Source organism: Brevundimonas sp. TWP1-3 (assembly GCF_049896085.1).
Taxonomy (GTDB): domain Bacteria; phylum Pseudomonadota; class Alphaproteobacteria; order Caulobacterales; family Caulobacteraceae; genus Brevundimonas.
In genome coordinates this window covers 1,849,950-1,868,337 of record NZ_JAFCTP010000001.1, presented here as the reverse complement: position 1 = coordinate 1,868,337, position 18,388 = coordinate 1,849,950, and the positions used below count along the sequence as shown (strand labels likewise).

Annotated in this window: 24 protein-coding genes and 2 tRNA genes; 16 read left to right on the top strand and 10 right to left on the bottom strand. The window is 64.4% G+C overall.

The window, feature by feature from the left end; translation table 11 throughout:
* Positions 1–29: 29 nt before the first annotated feature.
* The 3 genes from msrB to lipB form a co-directional block, all read right to left on the bottom strand.
* Entirely contained in the window at positions 30–524 is a 495-nt protein-coding gene (gene msrB, locus ACP693_RS09305) for a peptide-methionine (R)-S-oxide reductase MsrB (RefSeq protein ID WP_426017352.1), read from the bottom strand.
* Positions 525–597: 73 nt separating this feature from the next.
* The gene (locus ACP693_RS09300) at positions 598–2,082 is read right to left on the bottom strand and encodes a hypothetical protein (protein WP_426017354.1); all 1,485 of its coding nucleotides are present in this window, start codon (positions 2,080–2,082) and stop codon (positions 598–600) included.
* A 127-nt stretch (positions 2,083–2,209) separates the two neighbouring features.
* Positions 2,210–2,926 (bottom strand): lipoyl(octanoyl) transferase LipB, encoded by a 717-nt coding sequence (gene lipB, locus ACP693_RS09295; RefSeq protein WP_426017355.1) that lies wholly within the window; start codon positions 2,924–2,926, stop codon positions 2,210–2,212.
* A gap of 9 nt (positions 2,927–2,935) precedes the next feature.
* Here lipB and ACP693_RS09290 point away from each other — a divergent pair, with 9 nt between their 5' ends.
* The 8 genes from ACP693_RS09290 to ACP693_RS09255 all read left to right on the top strand — a co-directional run bounded on the left by ACP693_RS09290 (position 2,936) and on the right by ACP693_RS09255 (position 9,896).
* Complete coding sequence (locus ACP693_RS09290) at positions 2,936–3,244, top strand: FliM/FliN family flagellar motor switch protein (RefSeq protein WP_426017356.1); 309 nt, start codon at positions 2,936–2,938, stop codon at positions 3,242–3,244.
* An 87-nt stretch (positions 3,245–3,331) separates the two neighbouring features.
* Positions 3,332–3,416, top strand: a tRNA-Leu gene (locus tag ACP693_RS09285).
* 62 nt (positions 3,417–3,478) lie between these two features.
* Positions 3,479–4,897, top strand: coding sequence for a magnesium transporter (gene mgtE, locus ACP693_RS09280; RefSeq protein WP_409714773.1), 1,419 nt, complete (start codon positions 3,479–3,481; stop codon positions 4,895–4,897).
* A gap of 79 nt (positions 4,898–4,976) precedes the next feature.
* Positions 4,977–6,065: a glycoside hydrolase family protein gene (locus tag ACP693_RS09275; RefSeq protein ID WP_426017358.1), complete on the top strand. Its 1,089-nt coding sequence runs from the start codon at positions 4,977–4,979 to the stop codon at positions 6,063–6,065.
* A 43-nt stretch (positions 6,066–6,108) separates the two neighbouring features.
* Positions 6,109–7,278: an isovaleryl-CoA dehydrogenase gene (locus tag ACP693_RS09270; RefSeq protein WP_409714767.1), complete on the top strand. Its 1,170-nt coding sequence runs from the start codon at positions 6,109–6,111 to the stop codon at positions 7,276–7,278.
* Positions 7,279–7,308: 30 nt separating this feature from the next.
* Positions 7,309–7,494, top strand: coding sequence for a DUF3008 family protein (locus ACP693_RS09265; RefSeq protein ID WP_426017360.1), 186 nt, complete (start codon positions 7,309–7,311; stop codon positions 7,492–7,494).
* 99 nt (positions 7,495–7,593) lie between these two features.
* On the top strand, positions 7,594–8,358 hold the full coding sequence (locus ACP693_RS09260; protein WP_426017362.1) for an exopolysaccharide biosynthesis protein: 765 nt from the start codon (positions 7,594–7,596) through the stop codon (positions 8,356–8,358).
* Positions 8,359–8,579: 221 nt separating this feature from the next.
* A complete protein-coding gene (locus ACP693_RS09255) occupies positions 8,580–9,896 on the top strand; it encodes a recombinase family protein (RefSeq protein ID WP_426017364.1) in 1,317 nt (438 codons plus the stop codon).
* Here ACP693_RS09255 and ACP693_RS09250 read toward each other — a convergent pair.
* From ACP693_RS09250 to ACP693_RS09235, 4 genes are read right to left on the bottom strand one after another with little or no spacing between them, the layout of a single operon-like run.
* Positions 9,850–10,335: a hypothetical protein gene (locus ACP693_RS09250; RefSeq protein WP_426017365.1), complete on the bottom strand. Its 486-nt coding sequence runs from the start codon at positions 10,333–10,335 to the stop codon at positions 9,850–9,852. The genes ACP693_RS09255 and ACP693_RS09250 overlap by 47 nt on opposite strands.
* A gap of 6 nt (positions 10,336–10,341) precedes the next feature.
* Complete coding sequence (locus tag ACP693_RS09245) at positions 10,342–10,806, bottom strand: hypothetical protein (protein WP_426017367.1); 465 nt, start codon at positions 10,804–10,806, stop codon at positions 10,342–10,344.
* Positions 10,806–11,480 (bottom strand): hypothetical protein, encoded by a 675-nt coding sequence (locus ACP693_RS09240; RefSeq protein WP_426017369.1) that lies wholly within the window; start codon positions 11,478–11,480, stop codon positions 10,806–10,808. Before ACP693_RS09240 ends, ACP693_RS09245 begins: the two co-directional genes overlap by 1 nt.
* A 14-nt stretch (positions 11,481–11,494) precedes the next feature.
* Complete coding sequence (locus tag ACP693_RS09235; protein WP_426017370.1) at positions 11,495–11,899, bottom strand: hypothetical protein; 405 nt, start codon at positions 11,897–11,899, stop codon at positions 11,495–11,497.
* Positions 11,900–12,002: 103 nt separating this feature from the next.
* Here ACP693_RS09235 and ACP693_RS09230 point away from each other — a divergent pair, with 103 nt between their 5' ends.
* On the top strand, positions 12,003–12,395 hold the full coding sequence (locus ACP693_RS09230) for a hypothetical protein (protein WP_426017371.1): 393 nt from the start codon (positions 12,003–12,005) through the stop codon (positions 12,393–12,395).
* Here ACP693_RS09230 and ACP693_RS09225 read toward each other — a convergent pair.
* From ACP693_RS09225 to flbT, 3 genes are all read right to left on the bottom strand, one after another.
* A complete protein-coding gene (locus ACP693_RS09225; protein ID WP_426017373.1) occupies positions 12,392–12,952 on the bottom strand; it encodes a hypothetical protein in 561 nt (186 codons plus the stop codon). The two genes, ACP693_RS09230 and ACP693_RS09225, sit on opposite strands and share 4 nt — an antisense overlap.
* 170 nt (positions 12,953–13,122) lie before the next feature.
* Entirely contained in the window at positions 13,123–13,488 is a 366-nt protein-coding gene (gene flaF, locus ACP693_RS09220; RefSeq protein ID WP_409714756.1) for a flagellar biosynthesis regulator FlaF, read from the bottom strand.
* Entirely contained in the window at positions 13,448–13,870 is a 423-nt protein-coding gene (gene flbT, locus ACP693_RS09215; RefSeq protein WP_409714753.1) for a flagellar biosynthesis repressor FlbT, read from the bottom strand. Before flbT ends, flaF begins: the two co-directional genes overlap by 41 nt.
* Before the next feature lie 153 nt (positions 13,871–14,023).
* Between flbT and ACP693_RS09210 the strand changes: the two genes are divergently transcribed.
* From ACP693_RS09210 to ACP693_RS09180, 7 genes are all read left to right on the top strand, one after another.
* Complete coding sequence (locus ACP693_RS09210) at positions 14,024–14,482, top strand: hypothetical protein (protein ID WP_426017375.1); 459 nt, start codon at positions 14,024–14,026, stop codon at positions 14,480–14,482.
* A 13-nt stretch (positions 14,483–14,495) separates the two neighbouring features.
* Positions 14,496–14,690: a hypothetical protein gene (locus ACP693_RS09205; protein WP_426017376.1), complete on the top strand. Its 195-nt coding sequence runs from the start codon at positions 14,496–14,498 to the stop codon at positions 14,688–14,690.
* A 61-nt stretch (positions 14,691–14,751) separates the two neighbouring features.
* Positions 14,752–15,612, top strand: coding sequence for an AAA family ATPase (locus ACP693_RS09200; protein ID WP_426017378.1), 861 nt, complete (start codon positions 14,752–14,754; stop codon positions 15,610–15,612).
* Positions 15,613–15,684: 72 nt separating this feature from the next.
* A complete protein-coding gene (locus tag ACP693_RS09195) occupies positions 15,685–16,485 on the top strand; it encodes a methyltransferase type 11 (RefSeq protein ID WP_426017380.1) in 801 nt (266 codons plus the stop codon).
* A 115-nt stretch (positions 16,486–16,600) separates the two neighbouring features.
* Positions 16,601–17,242, top strand: coding sequence for a YfbR-like 5'-deoxynucleotidase (locus ACP693_RS09190; RefSeq protein ID WP_426017381.1), 642 nt, complete (start codon positions 16,601–16,603; stop codon positions 17,240–17,242).
* 4 nt (positions 17,243–17,246) lie between these two features.
* Positions 17,247–18,179, top strand: a complete 933-nt coding sequence (locus tag ACP693_RS09185) for an NUDIX hydrolase (RefSeq protein WP_426017383.1) — start codon at positions 17,247–17,249, stop codon at positions 18,177–18,179.
* 87 nt (positions 18,180–18,266) lie between these two features.
* Positions 18,267–18,356, top strand: a tRNA-Ser gene (locus ACP693_RS09180).
* Positions 18,357–18,388 lie beyond the last annotated feature (32 nt).

Here is an 18,388-nt window from a genome sequence, read left to right as displayed (position 1 = left end):
TCATCCTAGCACAGCGATTGAGGCCAAGGTCAGGCGACACCGTCGCCCCGCCGAAGCGGGTCGGGCAGAGCCTCGCCTTCGGCGACGAAGCTGAGCGCGACCGAGTTGATGCAATAGCGATTTCCAGTCGGCGGCGGGCCGTCGGGGAAGACGTGGCCCTGGTGGCTGCCGCAGCGGGCGCACTGGGTCTCGATGCGGATCATGCCGTAGCTGGTGTCGCGAATCTCGTGAACGTGGCTATCGTCCACCGGCTGAGTGAAGCTGGGCCAGCCGGTGCCGCTCTCGAACTTGGTTCCGCTCCTGAACAGCGGCAGGCCGCATTCGCGGCAGCAGAAGACCCCTTCCCGCTTCTCGCCCAGCAGAGTGCCGCAGAAGGGCGCCTCGGTGCCGTGCGACAGCAGGACGCGTTTTTCCTCGGGGCTCAGGTCGGCCTCCAAGCGGGCGCGTTCTTCATCGTTCGGCGGAGTCAGGTCGAAGCCCGACGGCGAACGCAGGCTTTCGTGTGTTGGGGCGAGATCGGTCATGATCTGCAAATGGGAAGGGGCGGGCCGGGGTTCCACCCCCTGCCCGCCCCCTGATCCGTTCGGCGTTGCGTTTTTACTGGAACAGCGTGCCGACCCAGGCGCGCACGGCGGTCTCGTCGGTCGCCGATCCGGTGTAGGCCAGGCCCTGCGCCGGGGTGAAGGGTGCGTCGTTGCCGCGCTGACGCGTCGTCCAGGCCTTGTGACCATAGGTCAGCTCGGCATAGTTCGACGGCAGGCGCAGCACGGTGGGCTCGATGAAGATCGAATCCTCGGCCGTGACCGATCCGGCCAGGCGCACGTTCGGCAGGCGCGTCAGCAGGTCCAGCGTATCCAGGCAGCCGCTGGTGCAGCCGCTGTCGACCAGGACCACCACCTGACCGGCGACCGGATTGGCCGCGCCGGTATCCGCCACGGACGGACGGCCCGGCATGGTGGAGGTCGGCTGATTGGCGGCGAGCGCCGAATCGAAGGCTGCGACGATGGCCTGAGTCTGTTCGATCACCGGGCCGGATTCGGCGACGAAGCGCGGATCGGCCTGCATCCGGGCCAGGGTGTCGGCGAACCACTGACGGTTGGCCGTCGTGGCGCGATAGGTGATCGAGCCGGCTTCAGGCTGACGGCTGACGGTGAATTCCGGCGTCCAGATGCGGTTGGCCAGGCCATAGCCCTTGCCCGTGGCATTCAGCGATGCGCCGTTCGCGCCGCGCAGATCGATGACCAGGCCTTGCGCGCCGCGAATGGCGGGCAACTGGCCCTCGACGACGGCGAAGAAGGCGTCCCATCCGGCGTCGTCCGCCAGGGTGTGGACGTGGATCCAGGGACGGCCGTCGACCGTCTCGACCGACAGCGGATTGGCGCCGGGCATATAGATGGTGGCGCGATAAGCGGCCTCCAGGCTGGCGGCATCGGCCGGCTGGGGCTGCATCTGGAAGTCACGATCGCGACGCCCGACCTTGAAGGTGCAAAGCGAAGGCACGCCGCCGGTGAAGGGGTTGTTGCGGTTCCACAGCAGATAGGGGGCGGTGCGGACGCGACCAGCCTCGGTCGTCAGGTCGCCTTCCCAGCGGTCCAGCCGCTCTTCGGCCAGTTGGGCGGCGGTTTTGTCGCCGCATTTGACCAAGGTCGCGCCGACCGGCGGCATGTTGCGCACGCCCGGCTTCACATAGGAGACGACATATTCGCCATTGCGCCACGCCGTGGCGACGCCCGGCCAGCTGGTCGCGAAGAACGGACCGAGGCCCTCGTAGGTCGGGCGGATCGCGATGTTGGAATCGCGGAAACCGTTGGAGTAGTAGCGCATCAGATAGGCGTGGCTGTCTCCGCTGTTGACGCGACCGACCTTGCCTTGCGCGTCGGCCAGGCCGGCGTCGATCCAGGTGCGGAAGGCTTCGCTGGGCGCGCCGGGGATCACGGCGGCGGGGTGGTTGGCGGCCAGGGCGTCATGCGCGGCCTGAAGGTCCTGTTGCGCCAGGGCGCGAAAATCCTGTGCGACTGCGGCGCCGGCGGCGACGGTCAGCGACAGAACGGCGGCCGATGCGGCGGCGATCATGCGGTTCATGGAGGTTTCCTGCGGCCTTCTATTTCAAGCTCGTGGCGATGGTTAAACCTCATGCGTCACGCGCTTGCCAACCCCGCAGGTCAGGATTTCGCCCGATTGTCACACCACCTGCGGCGATGCGGCGCGCTCAGAGCGGCGCCACAGCCTCGGCCGCCGCGCCGAATATCCGGTCGAAGCTGCGTCGCAACGCCTCGTCCGCCTCGTCCATGGTCGCCAGCACGCCCAGATCGACCAGGCTGGTGACGCCGTGGTCCTGAATGCCGCACGGCACGATGCCGCCGAAATGGTCCAGGTCCGGCTCGACGTTCAGGCTGATGCCGTGGAAACTGACCCATTTGCGGACCTTGACGCCGATGGCCGCGATCTTGTCCTCGCGCGACCAGCCCGGCCCCTTGCGCTCGACCCACACGCCGACGCGTCCGGGCCGGATGTCGGCTTCGATGCCGAACTGGTCCAGCGCGCCGATCAGCCACAGTTCCAGCCCGCGAACGAAACACCGCACGTCCTTGCCGCGCCGGTTCAGGTCCAGCATCACATAGGCCACCCGCTGGCCGGGCCCATGATAGGTGAACTGCCCGCCCCGCCCCGTCCGGTGCACCGGGAACCGGCCCGCATCCAGAAGATCCTCGTCCTTGGACGAGACCCCGGCGGTATAGAGCGGCGGATGTTCCAGCAGCCACACCATCTCCTGCGCCTCCCCGGCCGCGATGGCGGCGACGCGCGCCTCCATGAAGGCTTCGGCGGCGGCGTAATCGACATAGCCCTGCGACACGGCCCATTCGACGGGCCGCCCGTCGTCGAGACGCAGTTTCTGAAGGGACGGGCTTAACGGCTCAGCAAGCATGACGCTTCAATGTGGTTGGCGAGGCGTTTGCGCAAGAGACGGCCTTTCAGTGATCGAGAGCTTTACGTGACCCAAATCAACGCCGTCGACGTCGAAATCTCTGTGGTTCTGGGTCGATCGGTGCTGCCGATGTCGCAACTGTTGCGCATGGGCCGTGGCGCGGTGATCCCCTTGGACGCCGCAGAGGGCGACGAGGTCTGGATTCTGGCCAACAACTACCCCGTGGCGCGTGGCGAGATCGAGATCCGCGACGACCGAATCGCGATCACCGTCACCCGCCAGGCCGACGTCTATGACTTCATGGCCGGGTCCGCCTGAGGCTTGCATCCTCGGCTCGCCACGAACCGTTCAATTCGTCCTTTCCTTTTCCAGCGGCTTCGTCTATTCGCCGCCGCTCCGATGCGAGCGGTCGTGGCGGAATTGGTAGACGCGCAGCGTTGAGGTCGCTGTGGGGCAACCCGTGGAAGTTCGAGTCTTCTCGACCGCACCATCTGGCTAAACAGGGCGATTCATCGGCTAACTACGGCTGGACATACCAAGGGAGGCGACCACGTGAACACCACGGACTCCGCCTTCGCTCCAGCCGAAGCGCCTGATAACGAAGACCACGCCGCCCTGGACGAGGACTATGTCCTCACCCCTCAATTCGTCGAGAAAGTCGTGGACGCCGCCGACGACGGCGATGGGGTGCGACTGCGGTCACTGCTGGAAGACCTGCACCCGGCCGACGTCGCCGACCTGATGGGCTTCCTGACGGCGGAACACCGCGCCGTCGTGGTGCTGTGGTTGCCGCCGGAACTGCTGGCCGAGACCCTGCCCGAGCTGGACGACAACATCCGCGAGGAGGTGCTGGAGCGCGTGCCGCACGGCACCTTGGCCGTGGCGCTTCAGGAACTGGACTCCGACGACGCCGCCGCCGTTGTCGAGGACCTGGAAGACGATCAGCGGGAGCGCGTTCTGGCCGCCATGCCCGAGGTCGATCGCGCCGCGATCGAGAACAGCCTGGGCTATGACGAGGAGTCCGCCGGCCGCCTGATGCAGCGCGAGGTGATGGCCGCGCCCCAGTTCTGGAGCGTGGGCGACACCATCGACCACATCCGCAAGCAGGGCGACGACCTGCCTGAGCTGTTCTTCGACATCTATGTGGTCGATCCGTTGAACAGGCCGGTCGGCGGCGTGCCGATCAGCGGACTGTTGCGCGCCGCGCGCAGCATCGCCCTGTCCGACCTGATGGAGCCGATCAACGTGATCGCCGTCGGTCAGGACCAGGAAGAGGTCGCCTATATCTTCGAGAAATACCACCTGATCTCTGCGCCGGTTGTTGACGCTGGTGGGCGGCTGGTCGGCCAGATCACCGTCGATGACATCGTCAACATCATTCAGGAAGAGAACCGCGAAGACATCCTGCGTCTGGCCGGCGTGTCCGACGAGGATCGCGGCTCTTCGGTGTCCGAGATCGTGCGCGGCCGCGTGCCGTGGCTGGCGATCAATCTGGCCACGGCGGCCCTGGGCGCCAGCGTCATCGGCCTGTTCGAAGGCACGATTCAGCAGATCGTAGCCTTGGCAGTGCTGATGCCGATCGTGTCCGCCATCGGCGGCAATGCCGGCACCCAGGCTCTGACCGTGACCGTGCGTGCGCTGGCGACGCGCGAACTGAACAGCTCGAACGCCCCTCGCACCTTCTGGCGCGAGATGGCGGTGGGCCTCGCCAACGGAATGATTCTGGCGCCCCTGATCGGCATCGCGGCCGGCTTCTGGTTCCGTGACGAAGACTGGAAGATCGGTCTGGTGATCGGCGCCGCCATGATCCTGAATCTGCTGATCGCCGCCAGCATCGGCGTGCTGACGCCGCTGACCCTCTCCAAGCTGAAGTTCGACCCCGCAGTGTCGTCCGCCGTGTTCGTCACGGCGACCACAGACTTCTTCGGTTTCCTGATCTTCCTTGGTCTGGCCACACTGGTGCTGCTCTAGACATCATCCACGCCGATCCGGCGCGGGCCTTGCTGATGATCGTGCGAGCGCCGCGCGCCTGTTTCCAATTGGGTCAACTGTGTCTGACGTCCTCCCCAAACCCAGCAAGGTGTCCCGCGAGGGCGTCCTGCTGATCAAGAGCTTCGAAGGCTTCCGTCCTCGCGCCATGCAGCGCAGCGACGGTCGCTGGGTCATCGGCTACGGCCACACCCATTCGGCCCGCGAGGGCGCCACGGTGTCCGAACAGGACGCCGAACTGCTGATGCAATACGATCTGATCCCGGTCGTGAAGGCTTTGGCCGATCATGTTCGCGTGCCCCTGAACCAGCACCAGTTCGACGCCCTGGCCAGTTTCGCCTTCTCCATCGGCGCGGATCGGTTCGCGTCGTCCGACGTGGTCGAGCAGTTGAACGCCGGCGCCGCTCGCCAGGCCGCCTTGGCCCTGTCCGAATGGGCGGATGACGCCGCCGCCGAAAAGCCTACGCGCCGACGCTCGGCCGAACATGCGCTGTTCAACGCCGCCCCCGGCGCGCCCGTGACCCTGGCGGACCTGCTGGCCGCCCCCCTGCCGTCTCCATTCGAGACGCCCCAACCGACCCTGGCCGCCGTCGAGGGCGCGCTGGACGAAGCCGTCGCTCCCTTTCCCGCGCACGACGAGACCGACGCGCCGGCTGCGCCTCAGCCCCATTCCATCTATCCCGCTACAGCCGTCGGTCCCGTCGCCGCCAATGACCTGCAGGCGCCGCTCGAAGCCGAGCCACTCGCCGCCTCGAAGGCAGAGTTCACCAGCGCCGAGAAAGCCAGCGTCGTCCTGACCGCGCCGGGCCTTTCGGAACCGGAGGCCGTTGCACCCGTCGATGCCGAAGCCGCGCCGAGCTCCGAGCTGGACGCGACACCCGTCGAACAAACGCTGAGCACGCGCGAAGTCGTCGCCCGCGCCAGGGCCGCGAAACGCCCCGGCTGGGGCGAGACGGCCACCTTCTTGATCATGGGCGGCCTGGGCATGCTGTCCTTGGGCGTCGCCATGGCGGCCTTTCGCCGCGCGTCGGTGTCGAACAGCAGCGACACGGCCACCGTCGCCTGGGTGCTGGCTCTGATCGCCGTCGCCTGCGTCGGGGTGTCGGGCTACAATCTCTATGGTCGCTGGGGACGGGCTGACCGCACCTGACAGCGCTTGGCGAAAGGCCGTGCGCAATGCTACGCCTCAGCGCATGAGCATTCCCTTCGCGCCCCAATCCATGGAATTCGGCCTTGGCGAAAACGCCGACGCCATCCGCGACACGACCGCCCGCTGGGCCGCCGATCGCCTGGCCCCTCTGGCGGCCGAGATCGACGAGAAGAACGCGTTCAAGCGCGAGCTGTGGCCCGAGATGGGCGAACTGGGCCTGCACGGAATCACGGTCGAGGAAGAATACGGCGGCCTGGGTCTGGGCTATCTCGAACACGTCGTGGCGATGGAAGAAGTGTCGCGCGCCTCGGCCTCGATCGGCCTGGCCTACGGGGCGCACTCCAACCTTTGCGTCAATCAGATCCGTCGCTGGGGCACGCCCGAGCAGAAGCAGAAGTATCTGCCCAAACTCATCAGCGGCGAACACGTCGGCTCTCTGGCCATGTCCGAGGCCGGGTCCGGTTCCGACGTCATGTCGATGCGCACCCGCGCCGACAAGAAGGGCGACCGCTACGTCCTGAACGGCACCAAGTTCTGGATCACCAACGCCCCCCACGCCGACACCTTGGTCGTCTACGCCAAGACCGATCCCGAGGCTGGCTCGAAGGGGTGCACCGCCTTCCTGATCGAAAAGGGCATGAAGGGTTTCAGCGTCTCCAAGAAGCTGGACAAGATGGGCATGCGCGGCTCGGACACCGCCGAACTGGTGTTCGAGGACTGCGAAGTGCCGGAGGAAAACATCATGGGCCCGCTGGGCGGCGGCGCCGGCGTGCTGATGAGCGGTCTGGACTATGAGCGAGCCGTCCTGGCCGCCGGTCCGCTGGGCATCATGCAGGCCGCGCTGGACGTGGTCCTGCCCTACGTTCGCGACCGCAAGCAGTTCGGCAAGCCTATCGGCTCGTTCCAGCTGATGCAGGCCAAGGTGGCCGACATGTACGTCGCCCTGAACAGCGCCCGCGCCTATGTCTATGCCGTGGCCCGCGCCTGCGATCAGGGTAAGACCACTCGCTATGACGCGGCCGGCGCGATCCTGCTGGCCTCGGAAAACGCCGTGAAGGTTAGCCTGGAGGCTGTCCAGGCCCTCGGCGGCGCCGGCTACACCAAGGAATGGCCGGTCGAGCGCCTGGTCCGCGACGCCAAGCTGTATGACATCGGCGCTGGCACCAACGAAATCCGCCGCTTCCTGATCGGCCGGGAACTGCTGGGAAGCTGACGGTTTCTTGAGGGCGGAAGGAGACACCCGATGCCCGCCAAATCCGCAGCCCAGCAGAAGGCCGCCGGCGCCGCCCTGTCGGCCAAGCGCGGCGAGATGCCCAAGTCCAAGCTGAAGGGCGCGTCCAAATCCATGGCCGCGTCTATGACCGAGACCCAGCTCGAAGAGTTTGCCGCCACCAAGCGGAAGGACAAGCCGGAGCATGTGCAGGACTGAGACATAGGCGAATTATCTGATCGCCTTTCCGTTCTGTAAGTGGCGATCCACGCGCCGACCGCCTAGATGGGCGCAATCCCTAGCCGAGCGCCCTGCCTGATGCCCGCCCAACCGCCTCCGAACGACGACCTGCGGCGGTTTTCCGACGTCCTCGAAGATCTCGGCCACGCCCCAGAACCCAAGCTGACCATGGCCGAACTGGTCGCGTCTTTCGGTGAGCGCGGCTTCGGGGCCATGATCCTGATCTTGTCGCTGCTGGCGCTCCTGCCCTGGCCTCCGGGCGGCAAGGCGGTCTTCGCCGTGCCGATCATCCTGATGTCGCTGGAACTGGCTTTCCAGAGACAAACCGTCTGGCTGCCGCGCTGGATGTTGAAGGCCTCGGTCTCGCGCAGCGCCTACAACGCCCTGATCGCCACCCCCTTCGCCGCCCCGGCCTGGCTGCGTCGCTGGGTCCTGTCGTCCAGAGTGCGGATCGCGCACCGCCGCTACATGTTTGCCGACGGCATCCGGCGCGCCGTGCGTCGACGGCCAAAGGGCGCCAGCGTCCTGAAACTGGTCCGCGCCATCGAAAGGCTGACCCGCCCGCGCCTGCCCCTGCTGACCGGCGATGTCGCCGACACCTTCACCGGTCTGGTCTGCGTCGTGCTGGCGCTGATCATGGCCCTGCCCATCCCGTTCGGAGACGCCCTGCCCGGCATCGCCCTCGTCCTGTTCGCCCTGGGCATGATGCAGCGCGACGGGGTGGCGATCCTGCTGGGCATGCTGGCGACAGCGGCGAGCGCCCTGTACCTGTTTCTGATCTGGGCGACCGTGGTCGAAGTCGGCGAACACGTCGCCGGCTGGTTCGCTCGCTTGTTGCACTGACCGCCAAGGAAAGGGCCGCCGAGTTTCCTCGACGGCCCTCCACTGTCTGACCGCAAACGGCCCGACTGCAACTCAGTCTGAAAGGCTCAGACCAGGCCCTCTCCGAGGACCAGGGTCGCGGTCGCCGCTCGCGATTGATGACAATGAGACACTGGATCACCTCCTTTCGACACGCGTCACACACTGACGCCGGGAAATCGAAGGTAGGGATCGAGAAAATTATGACAAGCAGCGAATCATCTCCCCATAAGGTGGGGATGCACACGCGAGCCATCATCTACGTCCGGTTTTCCTCGAAGCAGCAGGAGAAGGGATCGTCCGTCGAACGCCAGTTAGAGCTATGCCGCACCCATATCGCGCGCATGGGCTGGGAAGAGGTCGAGGTCGTCGAAGACCTGGGGCGGTCGGCCTGGAAGGGTGATCACCTGAGCAGGGGCAATCTCGGGATACTCGCTGACCGGATTCGTCGTAGCGAGATCGGCCGCGATCACGTCGTCCTGGTCGAAAAACTCGACCGCCTGTCGCGCCTCGAAGTCCGAAAGACCCAACGTTGGCTCGAAGACATGACCGACTTGGGCGTGGCCTTCGCCACGGTGGATGGCGGTCGCATCTACACGGCCGATTCGTTGCGGGCCAACCTCATGGAGACGATGGAAATCCTCATGAGGGGGCAACTCGCCCATCAGGAATCCCAGCAGAAATCGGAACGCGTTCAGTCCGCAATCGCGATCAAGCGCAAGGCCGCACGAGCGACCGGCGCGATCATGAATAAGAGAATACCCGGATGGCTCTCCGTCGAAGGCGACCGATTCGTTGTGCGCGAAGATCGCGCCGCCGTGGTCCGACTCATCTTCGACTGGACGATCGAAGGGCTGGGCGCGCGGATCATCGCGCGCAAGCTCAACGAACGATCCGACACACCATCATGGGGGAAGAACCCCAAGGGATGGGACCCAACCTGGATCGCTGAACTCATCATGAGTCCGGCCGTCGAGGGCGACTATCAGCCGACCACGATCATCGACGGTCGCAAGGTCGCGCAGGGCGACCCCATCTTTGGCTATTACCAACACCGGATCGTGTCGGCCGATCGTGTCGCCCAGGCTCGCGCGGCGAGGCGTGATCGGACGAAGACCGGTGGCGGTCATCGCCTCAACTTCTCGAATCTCTTCACTGGATCGATCAAATGCCGGTCGTGCGGTTCGGCGATGACGATGAGGAACGGTCGGACCACACGCGCATCCGTGGAATGCGGCTCACACTATCGGGGTCGCGGTTGCGATCAGAAATCAGTCCAATTCGCCGCTTTCGAGCGTCAGGCCCTCGACCTCCTCCTCCCCTTGGCTTTGGACGATCGATTCTTTAGCGCGCCGACCGAAACCCTCCGGATGACCAATGAGGTCGCTGATCTGGAAAAGCTCCTCACCGATCTGACGACCCGCTCCACGCGGTTGGTCAGGATGATGATGACGGTCGATGAGCCCGATCCCGTCATGGTCGCGGAGACGCGGCCGTCATTCCGCCCATGCTCTGGATGAGCGAAGCGGCGATCGTCGATCCAGCCGTGGAAGTGAGCGTCAGGCCGCTGAGCGTTCGGTTGGACGATCCCGAAATCGAAACACCACCTTGAGCCGTCAGGCTGGCCCCGGCGAGGGTTGAGGCCGACGACCCGGCGACGATCGTCGAAGCGGAAGACGCGCTGACCATCGGCGCGAGGGCCACGGTCAGGTCAGCGAGACGGACCGGCACAACGGCGACTGAGGATGAGACTGTCAGGCCGCCTAGCGTCTTATTGAGTGATGCGGACCGGAAAGGATGGACGACTATGGCCGCGCCGGTAGCGGTCGCCGACCCCAGCGTCTTCGACAGGGTCGCGATGATCTCAGCCGGACCCTCGACGGCGTTCTCGTTGACGTGAGGGGAACCGTCCTCAAAGAGCCATCGGTCACCATTTTCGAAGAGGATGTAATCGGACATGGGGGCTTACTCCCCCGGCCATCCGGCGTTGAGGTCGATCGCGCTGACTTCCTGATCGGTCGTCGCGGCGAGGACGGCGTCTTTCAGCGAGCGGGCGTTGAACGTCGCAGCAGATTTGAACGCCATCGCCTGTCGAAACATCGACATCATGTCGTGCGCGTCCATCGGCAAAACCTGATTGTCGGCCGTAAGGAATACGAACGGCTGTCCATTCCCCAGCCAATCCAGGTCACCGACCTCGACGCCGGACATGACGGCCAGTGTCGCCATCTGACCCAGCGTAGTGATGTTTTCGCGGTCAGACGGTCGGGTCTGGATGCGGTAGGTCGATGAGTCCTTGGCATAGTCGAACCCGCCTTCGATCAAGGCGTCACGCATGGAGTTGATGTTGGCGATGGCTCGCGGGAGGACAACCTCGATGGGCTCCCATTCCGTGGCGATCAGGCCGGTGTCATCGTAGTGCTCAATCATCAGTTCACCCCAAACTGAACAGCAGGAATCGGAATGCTGAGCATCGCTGACATATTGAACCCCGTGATCGCGTTCGACGGGAGGCCCGACGAGTAGTTGGTCCCCGACTGGTCCATGAGGCCCACGGTCGCCCCGATAAGGTAGTCAGATTGTGACGCTCCCACGGCCCAACTCCCGATGCCTTGATAATTGTAGGAGTAGACGGTTCCGCCGGTCGCACTGAACCACGTCGCACCCCAATAGGTCCCGGCTGCTACGGCAAGCGGTGAACCCAGCGTATAAACCTTCGCCCCGGCCGTGGATGTAGATAGCGAGGTGCTGCGAATGAGGGCGGACCCAGGATTGCCGTTCGCAAGGGAGGAATACAAACCGACATACGCGGTTGATCCTCCACCTTGTGCCGAACTGACATTCAGGATGAGAGACTTTATCGTTGTCGCCACCGGGATGAAGACCGGGTGGAAAAACATGTAGCCACTGTAGGGCGGGGCATTGTTGGTCAGGACACCCCAGTTGCCGGAGTAAACACGAGTGGATGAGTATCCCGGATGGAGCTTCGGCCCCATCGCTGACACGGTTGTCCTCACGCTCGCGCCACCCTGGATCACCGGAACCTCTTCGGTCCTGGTGAGGGCGGTCGCGGCGGGTAGTGCTGAGACTTTTACGTCAGCCAAGGGAGAGCCCTCCCTTAGGCGTTCGAGTCGGACAGCGTGAAGGTGTTGACCGTCACGGTCTGACCCGATGCGATCGAGGTGTTGTCCAACTCCATGTCGCCGCTTTCGCTGGTCGCGGTGACCGAACCCTGGAGGTGGCAAGTCGTGCCAGCCGAATCCACGACACGGAAGTGACCGGCCGTGCCAGCAGCAGCGGCGGTTCCGCTCCAGGTTCCCGATTTGGCTTTCGAGCCAGCCGAAGCGTTGGCCAGATAGTCGGCCGGAAGGGCGATCTCGACCAACAGGGTTCCCGACGCAGCCGTCGCGCAGTTCGCGGGCTGGGCTCCGCTACGGATTTGTAATTTCGCCGATGCTCCGGCGACGGTTTCAATGCTGTCTAAACGGGCGTTGCGAGCGGCTACGCTCAGTTGGATCGCCATAGGTTGTTCTCCTGAAAAGGGTGTTCTCAGGAGTTATTTATCCAGGGGGGTCGGACGCCCGGCGGTTGTGATAAGAGGGTGTCGGGGAAGCTCAGGAGGGGTCATGAGAACCGCAATCGCCGCCGCTATGGCCGTCGCTTTGACGGCCGGTTCGGCTCACGCTGGCTTCGTGACCAACCGTGTCCAGTGGAATGCTCTGGGTGACCGTAAGGGCGACTATGTGATGGGGATCATCGATCAGATGTCCCTCATCGATCCGACATCGCCATACGGTCGAGCCAACACGGAGGGCGTCCTCGCGTGTTTGAAGGATTTGGACCTCAATAATCAGTCGATCGTCCAGATCATCGATGAGGGTTACGCGCGGGACGCTTCGACCTGGGGTGACATTCCGGTCATCGTCCTCAATCGCGAGTTTACGACCATTTGTCGCTCGCACATGGACGCCAAGCGGATCGAGGCTGGACTAAACCCGCTCCCGCCCGCTCGCCCTTAGCGCGGTCTATGGGTCGCGGTCGGCTCGATCAGAGGCTTCGTGAAGGTCTGAGCCAGAAAATTCATGAAGGCGACTACGGCGGCGATGAATATCAGGCCTAACGCCCAACGGACCGGATTGCGCTCATGCCACCGTTTCACGGGCTTGACCGAAATCTTCCTGAGCCCGTTTTTGAAACGGTCCTCTAGACGCTGACGAACCTCATCCAACTCCTCATCCATGAGGACGTTCTGACGCTGAGAACCGAACGCGGGAGGAATGCGCTTCCACGTTTTGGCGTCGCGGATGAAATCCTCGATGAGCGTGAGACCGCCCGTGATGATGGTCGCTTTGCTCAGAGTTTTGTCGCGAGCGTCGTCCATGAGCGCGATCCATCCATCGACCATCTGGTCACCGGACTTTTCGATCGACTGGCATTTCAGAAGAAATTCTCGATCGCCCCGACCAGCGGTCACGATCTTCGCCATGACCTCATTGATGGCGATCTTACCATTGCGGATCGCCACCTTCTGATCGTGGCGGAATGACTCGATGATGTCGGTTTGAGCCCTGGTCATCTGGCCTTTTAGCCGGATGACCGATCGCGAAACAACGGTCTCGCATGAGAAGTCAGACAACGTGCGTAACGTGTGTCTTGACTCCTTTCGACTGTTGAACAGGGAGGTGAAACATAAGCCGCCTCAACGCCTTGCGCCAAGAGGCTTCGCGTTTTCGTGAACCGCCGCGGCTACTGCGTCGGCGACGCCCCGCCCGACAGGCCCTGCATGATCATCCGATTGATATCGATCAGGTCCTGGAACGTCTCTTCGCCCCGCATCACCGCCGACGAATGGCGATTGATGAACAGGCTCAAGGAAATGATCTGCGCGCGCATGGGCGCCCCCAGGGCGTTGGCGGGATCGCTGCAATCGCCGGCCAGCGTCGACCACAGGCGCCGGTTCCAGTCCAGCGCATCGATGCGCGTGGCAAGGTCGGAGGGATCGACGGTCGAGGCGTGAACCAGCGCGCGTGTGACCTGACCGAACAGACGGTACTCCAGGTCGCGCGGGCTCTCAGCTCTCGCTGTCGCCGCTGTGTAGGCCTGAAGCGACATTCAGCACTCTCTCTTCATACTCGACAATCTTACGCGCCGACATCAGGGCCTTGTAGTATTCGCGCGCCAGCACATGACGCGATGCGGATACGCATTCCGCCAGGATGGCCGGGTTCTGCGTCGCGCCCATGAACTCGGTGATCCGCAGCGCCAATTCGTCGTAAAACTTCGCCGCAGAACTCTCTTCCAGATACATCATCATGATGGGGAAGTAGATGCGTCGGGCAGGCGTGATGACGTCCTCGGCCTGCATAATGTCCTTCTCGCGCAGGACACTGGCGCGGTTTTGAAGGATCAGTACACCCCGTCGGTCGCCATTCTGGACCACGGCGCCATTCAGGACGAACTTTTCGCCGGGTTTCAGCGACAGCTTCAAGGCCATTGAGAACCGAACTCCAGATGGAACCGAGCCGGTCGTATCCGACAGGCGTTGAATCGGACCTTAGCCCGCCATCAGTTAACCATCTCTTGTGAACCGGCCCCGCTGGAACGCGTATCGTCGCCGCTGCGTTGGTTTCTCGAAGAGGAGACGACAATGCCGGACAACGATTATCAGGACGACCAGGAACAGTCGGAAACATTCGACGAAACCCATCTGGACGACGAAGGCGACGGTGAGTTCCTGCTCGACGAAGCCGATCAGGTATTGGACGTGACGCAAGCCGACGGTGACGCCGACGAAGAGGATTTCGACGAGGACGCCGAGGTCGACCTCGACGATCAGCTGGCGTTGGACGGGATCGAGCGCGAGGCCGACGCCCTGCTGGGCGTGGACGGCGAAACCCACAGCCAGTCCGACGCCGACGGCGAGCCCCAATCAGCGCCCAACGAAATCGAACTCGTCTATTCAGGTTTGATGGAAAACGAGCGTGGCGCCCAGGCCAGCGCCGCCCATTGGGAGGCCAAACGCCTCTCTGACGACGACATCTCCGATCTGGGCTACGGCCCGGACGGCGAACAAGACACTCCGGCTCAATCAGGGCCGGCTCGATAAGGGAGACATCGACATGACCGATCACAAGGCACGCCAAGACGCCTCGTCCGACACCCCTCACGCCAAGCGCAGCCCGTCCGAAGACGGTATGCCCGATCAGCTGGACAAGATCGAAAAGAACGAAAGCCGCCAGGAGGCCCTCGTCGATGAAGGTCTGGAAGAGACCTTCCCCGCCAGCGATCCTGTCTCGGCCAAACGCATCACCTGATCACTGTTCATGCGGATAACGATCCGCTACCCACTTCGTGGAGACACGGAGTGGGTTTTTCATGAGCCGGTTCGAAGGCACAGATCGATACATCGCCACCGGCGACCTGAAGGTGGCGGTCAACGCCGCCGTTGCGTTGGAACGCCCCCTGCTGATCAAGGGCGAACCCGGCACCGGCAAGACGGTTCTGGCTTACGAGATCGCCAAGGCGTTCGACGCGCCCCTGATCACCTGGCACGTCAAATCCACGACCAAGGCCCACAGCGGTCTTTATGAATATGACGCCGTCAGCCGTCTGCGCGACAGCCAGCTGGGCGAGGCGCGCGTTCGTGACGTCCGCAACTATCTGAAGAAGGGCAAGCTGTGGGAGGCCTTCACCGCCCCTGCCCGCCCCGTCCTTCTGATCGACGAGATCGACAAGGCCGACATCGAGTTCCCCAACGACCTCCTGCAAGAGCTCGACCGGATGGAATTCTACGTCCAGGAAACCGACGAGACGATCCGCGCCGAGGTCCGCCCGATCGTCATCATCACCTCGAACAACGAAAAAGAACTGCCCGACGCCTTCCTGCGTCGCTGCTTCTTCCATTTCATCCGCTTCCCCGATCCCGAAACCCTGTCGGCCATCGTCGATGTCCACTTCCCCGGCATCAAGCCGCGACTGGTGTCCGAGGCGCTGAAGACCTTCTACGAAATCCGCGACACGCCGGGCCTGAAGAAGAAGCCGTCGACGTCCGAACTGCTGGACTGGTTGAAGCTGTTGCTGGTCGAGGACATCGACGCCGAGACCCTGCGCGAGAAGACGCCCAACAAGCTGATCCCGCCTCTGCACGGCGCCCTGCTGAAGAACGAGCAGGACGTGCATCTGTTCGAACGTCTCGCCTTCCTGAACCGCCGCGAAGGCTCGCGCCCCGGCGGCTGACCTGTGATTACGGCGATTTCACTGGATAGTATGGCGGCAGCGCGCAGTATGGAGGCCACGAGAGGTTCGACCATGCGTCATATCCTGCTTTATCTAGCCCTCAGCGCCAGCTTGACCGCCTGCGACGGCGACAACTCGGTGCGGATCACCACCACCTCGTCCGACGACGATCAAGGCGCGGGCGTCCTGAAGGTCATCGACGCCCTGCAGTGTCCGGACAGTGTCGGCGTGCTGACGCGCAAGGGGCTGATCGCGGCCGGCGGCACGAGCTGCGTCTATGGCGGACCAAAGGGCGCCGACGTGGTGCTGCATCTGGTCAAGCTGGACGGACGTTCCGTCGATGACGTGCTGCGCGATTTCGAGACGCGGGTCAGCACGGACCTGCCCCACACTGTGGCGCGTCTGGCTCCCGGCGCCGGCGACGCCTCGCCCGCGCCGACGACAGAGCCGACCGAGACCGCCTCGGTCCAGGCGCCCGGCGTCGATATCCGGGCGCGTGGCGACGACGCCTCGGTCAATCTTCCCGGGCTGAAAATCGAGACCCAGGGCGATAACGCCAGCGTCCGTATCGGCGGCATCAACATCCAGTCCAAGGACGGACAGAACACCCGCACGGAAACCTCCAGCGTCAGCATCGACACCAACGACAACTCCACACGCGTGCGCACCCGTGCGCCGGGCGCCGCCACCCGCATGACCTACATCCTGGCCGACGATCAGCCCAGCAACGCCGGATGGCGTCAGGTCGGCTTCGAGGCTAGAGGCCCCAGCGGCGGCCCCATCGTGGTCGCCGTGGTCCGGTCCAAGGATCGCGAGAACGGCCGCATCTTCGACGACGCCAAGGATCTGGTCGCGCTGAACGTCGGCCGCTGACGCCAGTCGAAAGGGCCCCTTTTCCCCGTCCATCGGCACGGATGGGCCCATGCGGCTTGATCCAGGCGCGTCTTTGGGTCACCTGACCCCCCGACAAGCGATCAGGACACGCCCTTTGGCCGAGAGCACACCCAAGAAGAACGCACCGCGCGCATGGCAGCGCATGCTGTCAGGCCGTCGTCTGGATCTGCTCGATCCCTCGCCCTTCGACATCGAGATCGAGGACATCGCCCACGGCCTGGCCCGCGTCGCGCGCTGGAACGGCCAAACCATCGGAGAACACGCCTTCTCGGTCGCCCAGCACTCGTGCGTCGTCGAAGAGATCGCCGCCCACATCAAGCCCGGCCTGGATCCGAAATGGCGCCTGGCCGCCTTGCTGCACGACGCCTCGGAATACGTCATCGGCGACATGATCTCGCCGTTCAAGGCGGCCCTGGGTTCGGGATACAAGGATTTCGAGGCCCGGCTGGAGGCCGCTATCCACCTGCGATACGGCCTGCCGCCTAAGACGCCCCAGACGATCAAGACACTGATCAAGAAGGCCGACAAGGCCTGCGCCTTCTTCGAGGCGACGCAGCTGGCTGGCTTTACGGAAAAGGAATCGCTCGGCTTCTTCGGCAGCCCGCCCGAGGGTTACAGCCTGACTATCGAGCCTCAGCCCGCCCCGGTCGCCCAGGCCCGCTATCTGGAACGCTACCGCGTCCTGGCCGGCGCGGTGGGCCTGATCCCCGCCGACGACACCTGGCATACGGAATAGAACCATGACGCAGGGGGCGGAGGACGGCGTTCGCATCGGTCTGTCGGCGGTCGTCATGACGCTGAAGGCCCGCCAGGCCGTCGTCCTGACCACCCCGGCCGAGGACGGCGCGCGCGCCCTGCCCTTCGGTCCGTTCGACCCCTTGCGCGACCGCACGTTCGAGCGCGCCCTGCGCGACTTCGTGACGGCCCAGACGGGGTTCCGCCTCGGCTTCGTCGAACAGCTCTACACCTTCGGCGACGCGGGCCGCGCCTCGCCCCGCGCCACGCCCGGGCCCGGCCGTCACCGCGAGGTCTCCGTCGGCTATCTGGCCCTGACGCCCGACGCCTCGGAAGGCCAGACCCACGACGCCCGCTGGGACGCCGTCTTCGACTTCTTTCCCTGGGAAGACCGCCGCAGCGATAACGACGCCGCCCTGACCGACGGCCTGCTCGCCTGGGCCGTGGGCGACGAGCACCGCCTGGCCCGCGCCCGCGCCCTGTTCGCACTGACGCCCGAGCATCGCTGGAACGAGGAGCGGGTGCTGGAGCGCTACGAGCTGCTCTACGAGGCCCGCCTAGTCGCCGAGGCCTGGCGCGACCTCGACCAACCCCCGCCCCAGCCCATGCCCGGCCGCATCATGACCTCGGATCATCGACGCATCCTGGCGACCGCTCTTGGCCGCCTGCGCAGCAAGCTGAAATACCGCCCGGTCCTGTTCGACCTGACCCCCGGCGTCTTCACCCTGTCCCAGCTTCAGGCCGGCGCCGAGGCCGTCTCGGGCCTCAGCCTGCACAAGCAGAACTTCCGGCGTGGGGTCGAGCGCACAGGCCTGGTCGAACCCACCGGACAACTCTCCTCGACCACCGGCGGTCGTCCCGCCGAACTGTTTCGATTCAAGGGCGTGGACGCCCAGACCGGCGCCGCGCCGGGCTTGTCCCTGCCTGCCCAAAGATAGCGTCGGATTTCTTTCACAGACGGGTTGCGAAGCGCTGCGGCTCCGACTAGAGAAGCCCCTCGCTCGACCAAGCGATATCGGCGCCGCGGAGAGGTGGCAGAGTGGTCGAATGTACCGCACTCGAAATGCGGCGTGCCTGGAAGGGTACCGTGGGTTCGAATCCCACCCTCTCCGCCATCCGTCAGCGTCGGCGCTGACAACTGCCAAAT

What these genes read in the sequence shown, in the direction of transcription:
- msrB (WP_426017352.1), bottom strand. Translation starts at nt 524, where the DNA reads ATGACCGATCTCGCCCCAACACACGAAAGCCTGCGTTCGCCGTCGGGC.
- ACP693_RS09300 (WP_426017354.1), bottom strand. Translation starts at nt 2,082, where the DNA reads ATGAACCGCATGATCGCCGCCGCATCGGCCGCCGTTCTGTCGCTGACC.
- lipB (WP_426017355.1), bottom strand. Translation starts at nt 2,926, where the DNA reads ATGCTTGCTGAGCCGTTAAGCCCGTCCCTTCAGAAACTGCGTCTCGAC.
- ACP693_RS09290 (WP_426017356.1), top strand. Translation starts at nt 2,936, where the DNA reads ATGTGGTTGGCGAGGCGTTTGCGCAAGAGACGGCCTTTCAGTGATCGA.
- ACP693_RS09270 (WP_409714767.1), top strand. Translation starts at nt 6,109, where the DNA reads ATGAGCATTCCCTTCGCGCCCCAATCCATGGAATTCGGCCTTGGCGAA.
- ACP693_RS09265 (WP_426017360.1), top strand. Translation starts at nt 7,309, where the DNA reads ATGCCCGCCAAATCCGCAGCCCAGCAGAAGGCCGCCGGCGCCGCCCTG.
- ACP693_RS09260 (WP_426017362.1), top strand. Translation starts at nt 7,594, where the DNA reads ATGCCCGCCCAACCGCCTCCGAACGACGACCTGCGGCGGTTTTCCGAC.
- ACP693_RS09255 (WP_426017364.1), top strand. Translation starts at nt 8,580, where the DNA reads ATGACAAGCAGCGAATCATCTCCCCATAAGGTGGGGATGCACACGCGA.
- ACP693_RS09250 (WP_426017365.1), bottom strand. Translation starts at nt 10,335, where the DNA reads ATGTCCGATTACATCCTCTTCGAAAATGGTGACCGATGGCTCTTTGAG.
- ACP693_RS09245 (WP_426017367.1), bottom strand. Translation starts at nt 10,806, where the DNA reads ATGATTGAGCACTACGATGACACCGGCCTGATCGCCACGGAATGGGAG.
- ACP693_RS09235 (WP_426017370.1), bottom strand. Translation starts at nt 11,899, where the DNA reads ATGGCGATCCAACTGAGCGTAGCCGCTCGCAACGCCCGTTTAGACAGC.
- ACP693_RS09230 (WP_426017371.1), top strand. Translation starts at nt 12,003, where the DNA reads ATGAGAACCGCAATCGCCGCCGCTATGGCCGTCGCTTTGACGGCCGGT.
- ACP693_RS09225 (WP_426017373.1), bottom strand. Translation starts at nt 12,952, where the DNA reads ATGACCAGGGCTCAAACCGACATCATCGAGTCATTCCGCCACGATCAG.
- flaF (WP_409714756.1), bottom strand. Translation starts at nt 13,488, where the DNA reads ATGTCGCTTCAGGCCTACACAGCGGCGACAGCGAGAGCTGAGAGCCCG.
- flbT (WP_409714753.1), bottom strand. Translation starts at nt 13,870, where the DNA reads ATGGCCTTGAAGCTGTCGCTGAAACCCGGCGAAAAGTTCGTCCTGAAT.
- ACP693_RS09210 (WP_426017375.1), top strand. Translation starts at nt 14,024, where the DNA reads ATGCCGGACAACGATTATCAGGACGACCAGGAACAGTCGGAAACATTC.
- ACP693_RS09205 (WP_426017376.1), top strand. Translation starts at nt 14,496, where the DNA reads ATGACCGATCACAAGGCACGCCAAGACGCCTCGTCCGACACCCCTCAC.
- ACP693_RS09200 (WP_426017378.1), top strand. Translation starts at nt 14,752, where the DNA reads ATGAGCCGGTTCGAAGGCACAGATCGATACATCGCCACCGGCGACCTG.
- ACP693_RS09195 (WP_426017380.1), top strand. Translation starts at nt 15,685, where the DNA reads ATGCGTCATATCCTGCTTTATCTAGCCCTCAGCGCCAGCTTGACCGCC.
- ACP693_RS09185 (WP_426017383.1), top strand. Translation starts at nt 17,247, where the DNA reads ATGACGCAGGGGGCGGAGGACGGCGTTCGCATCGGTCTGTCGGCGGTC.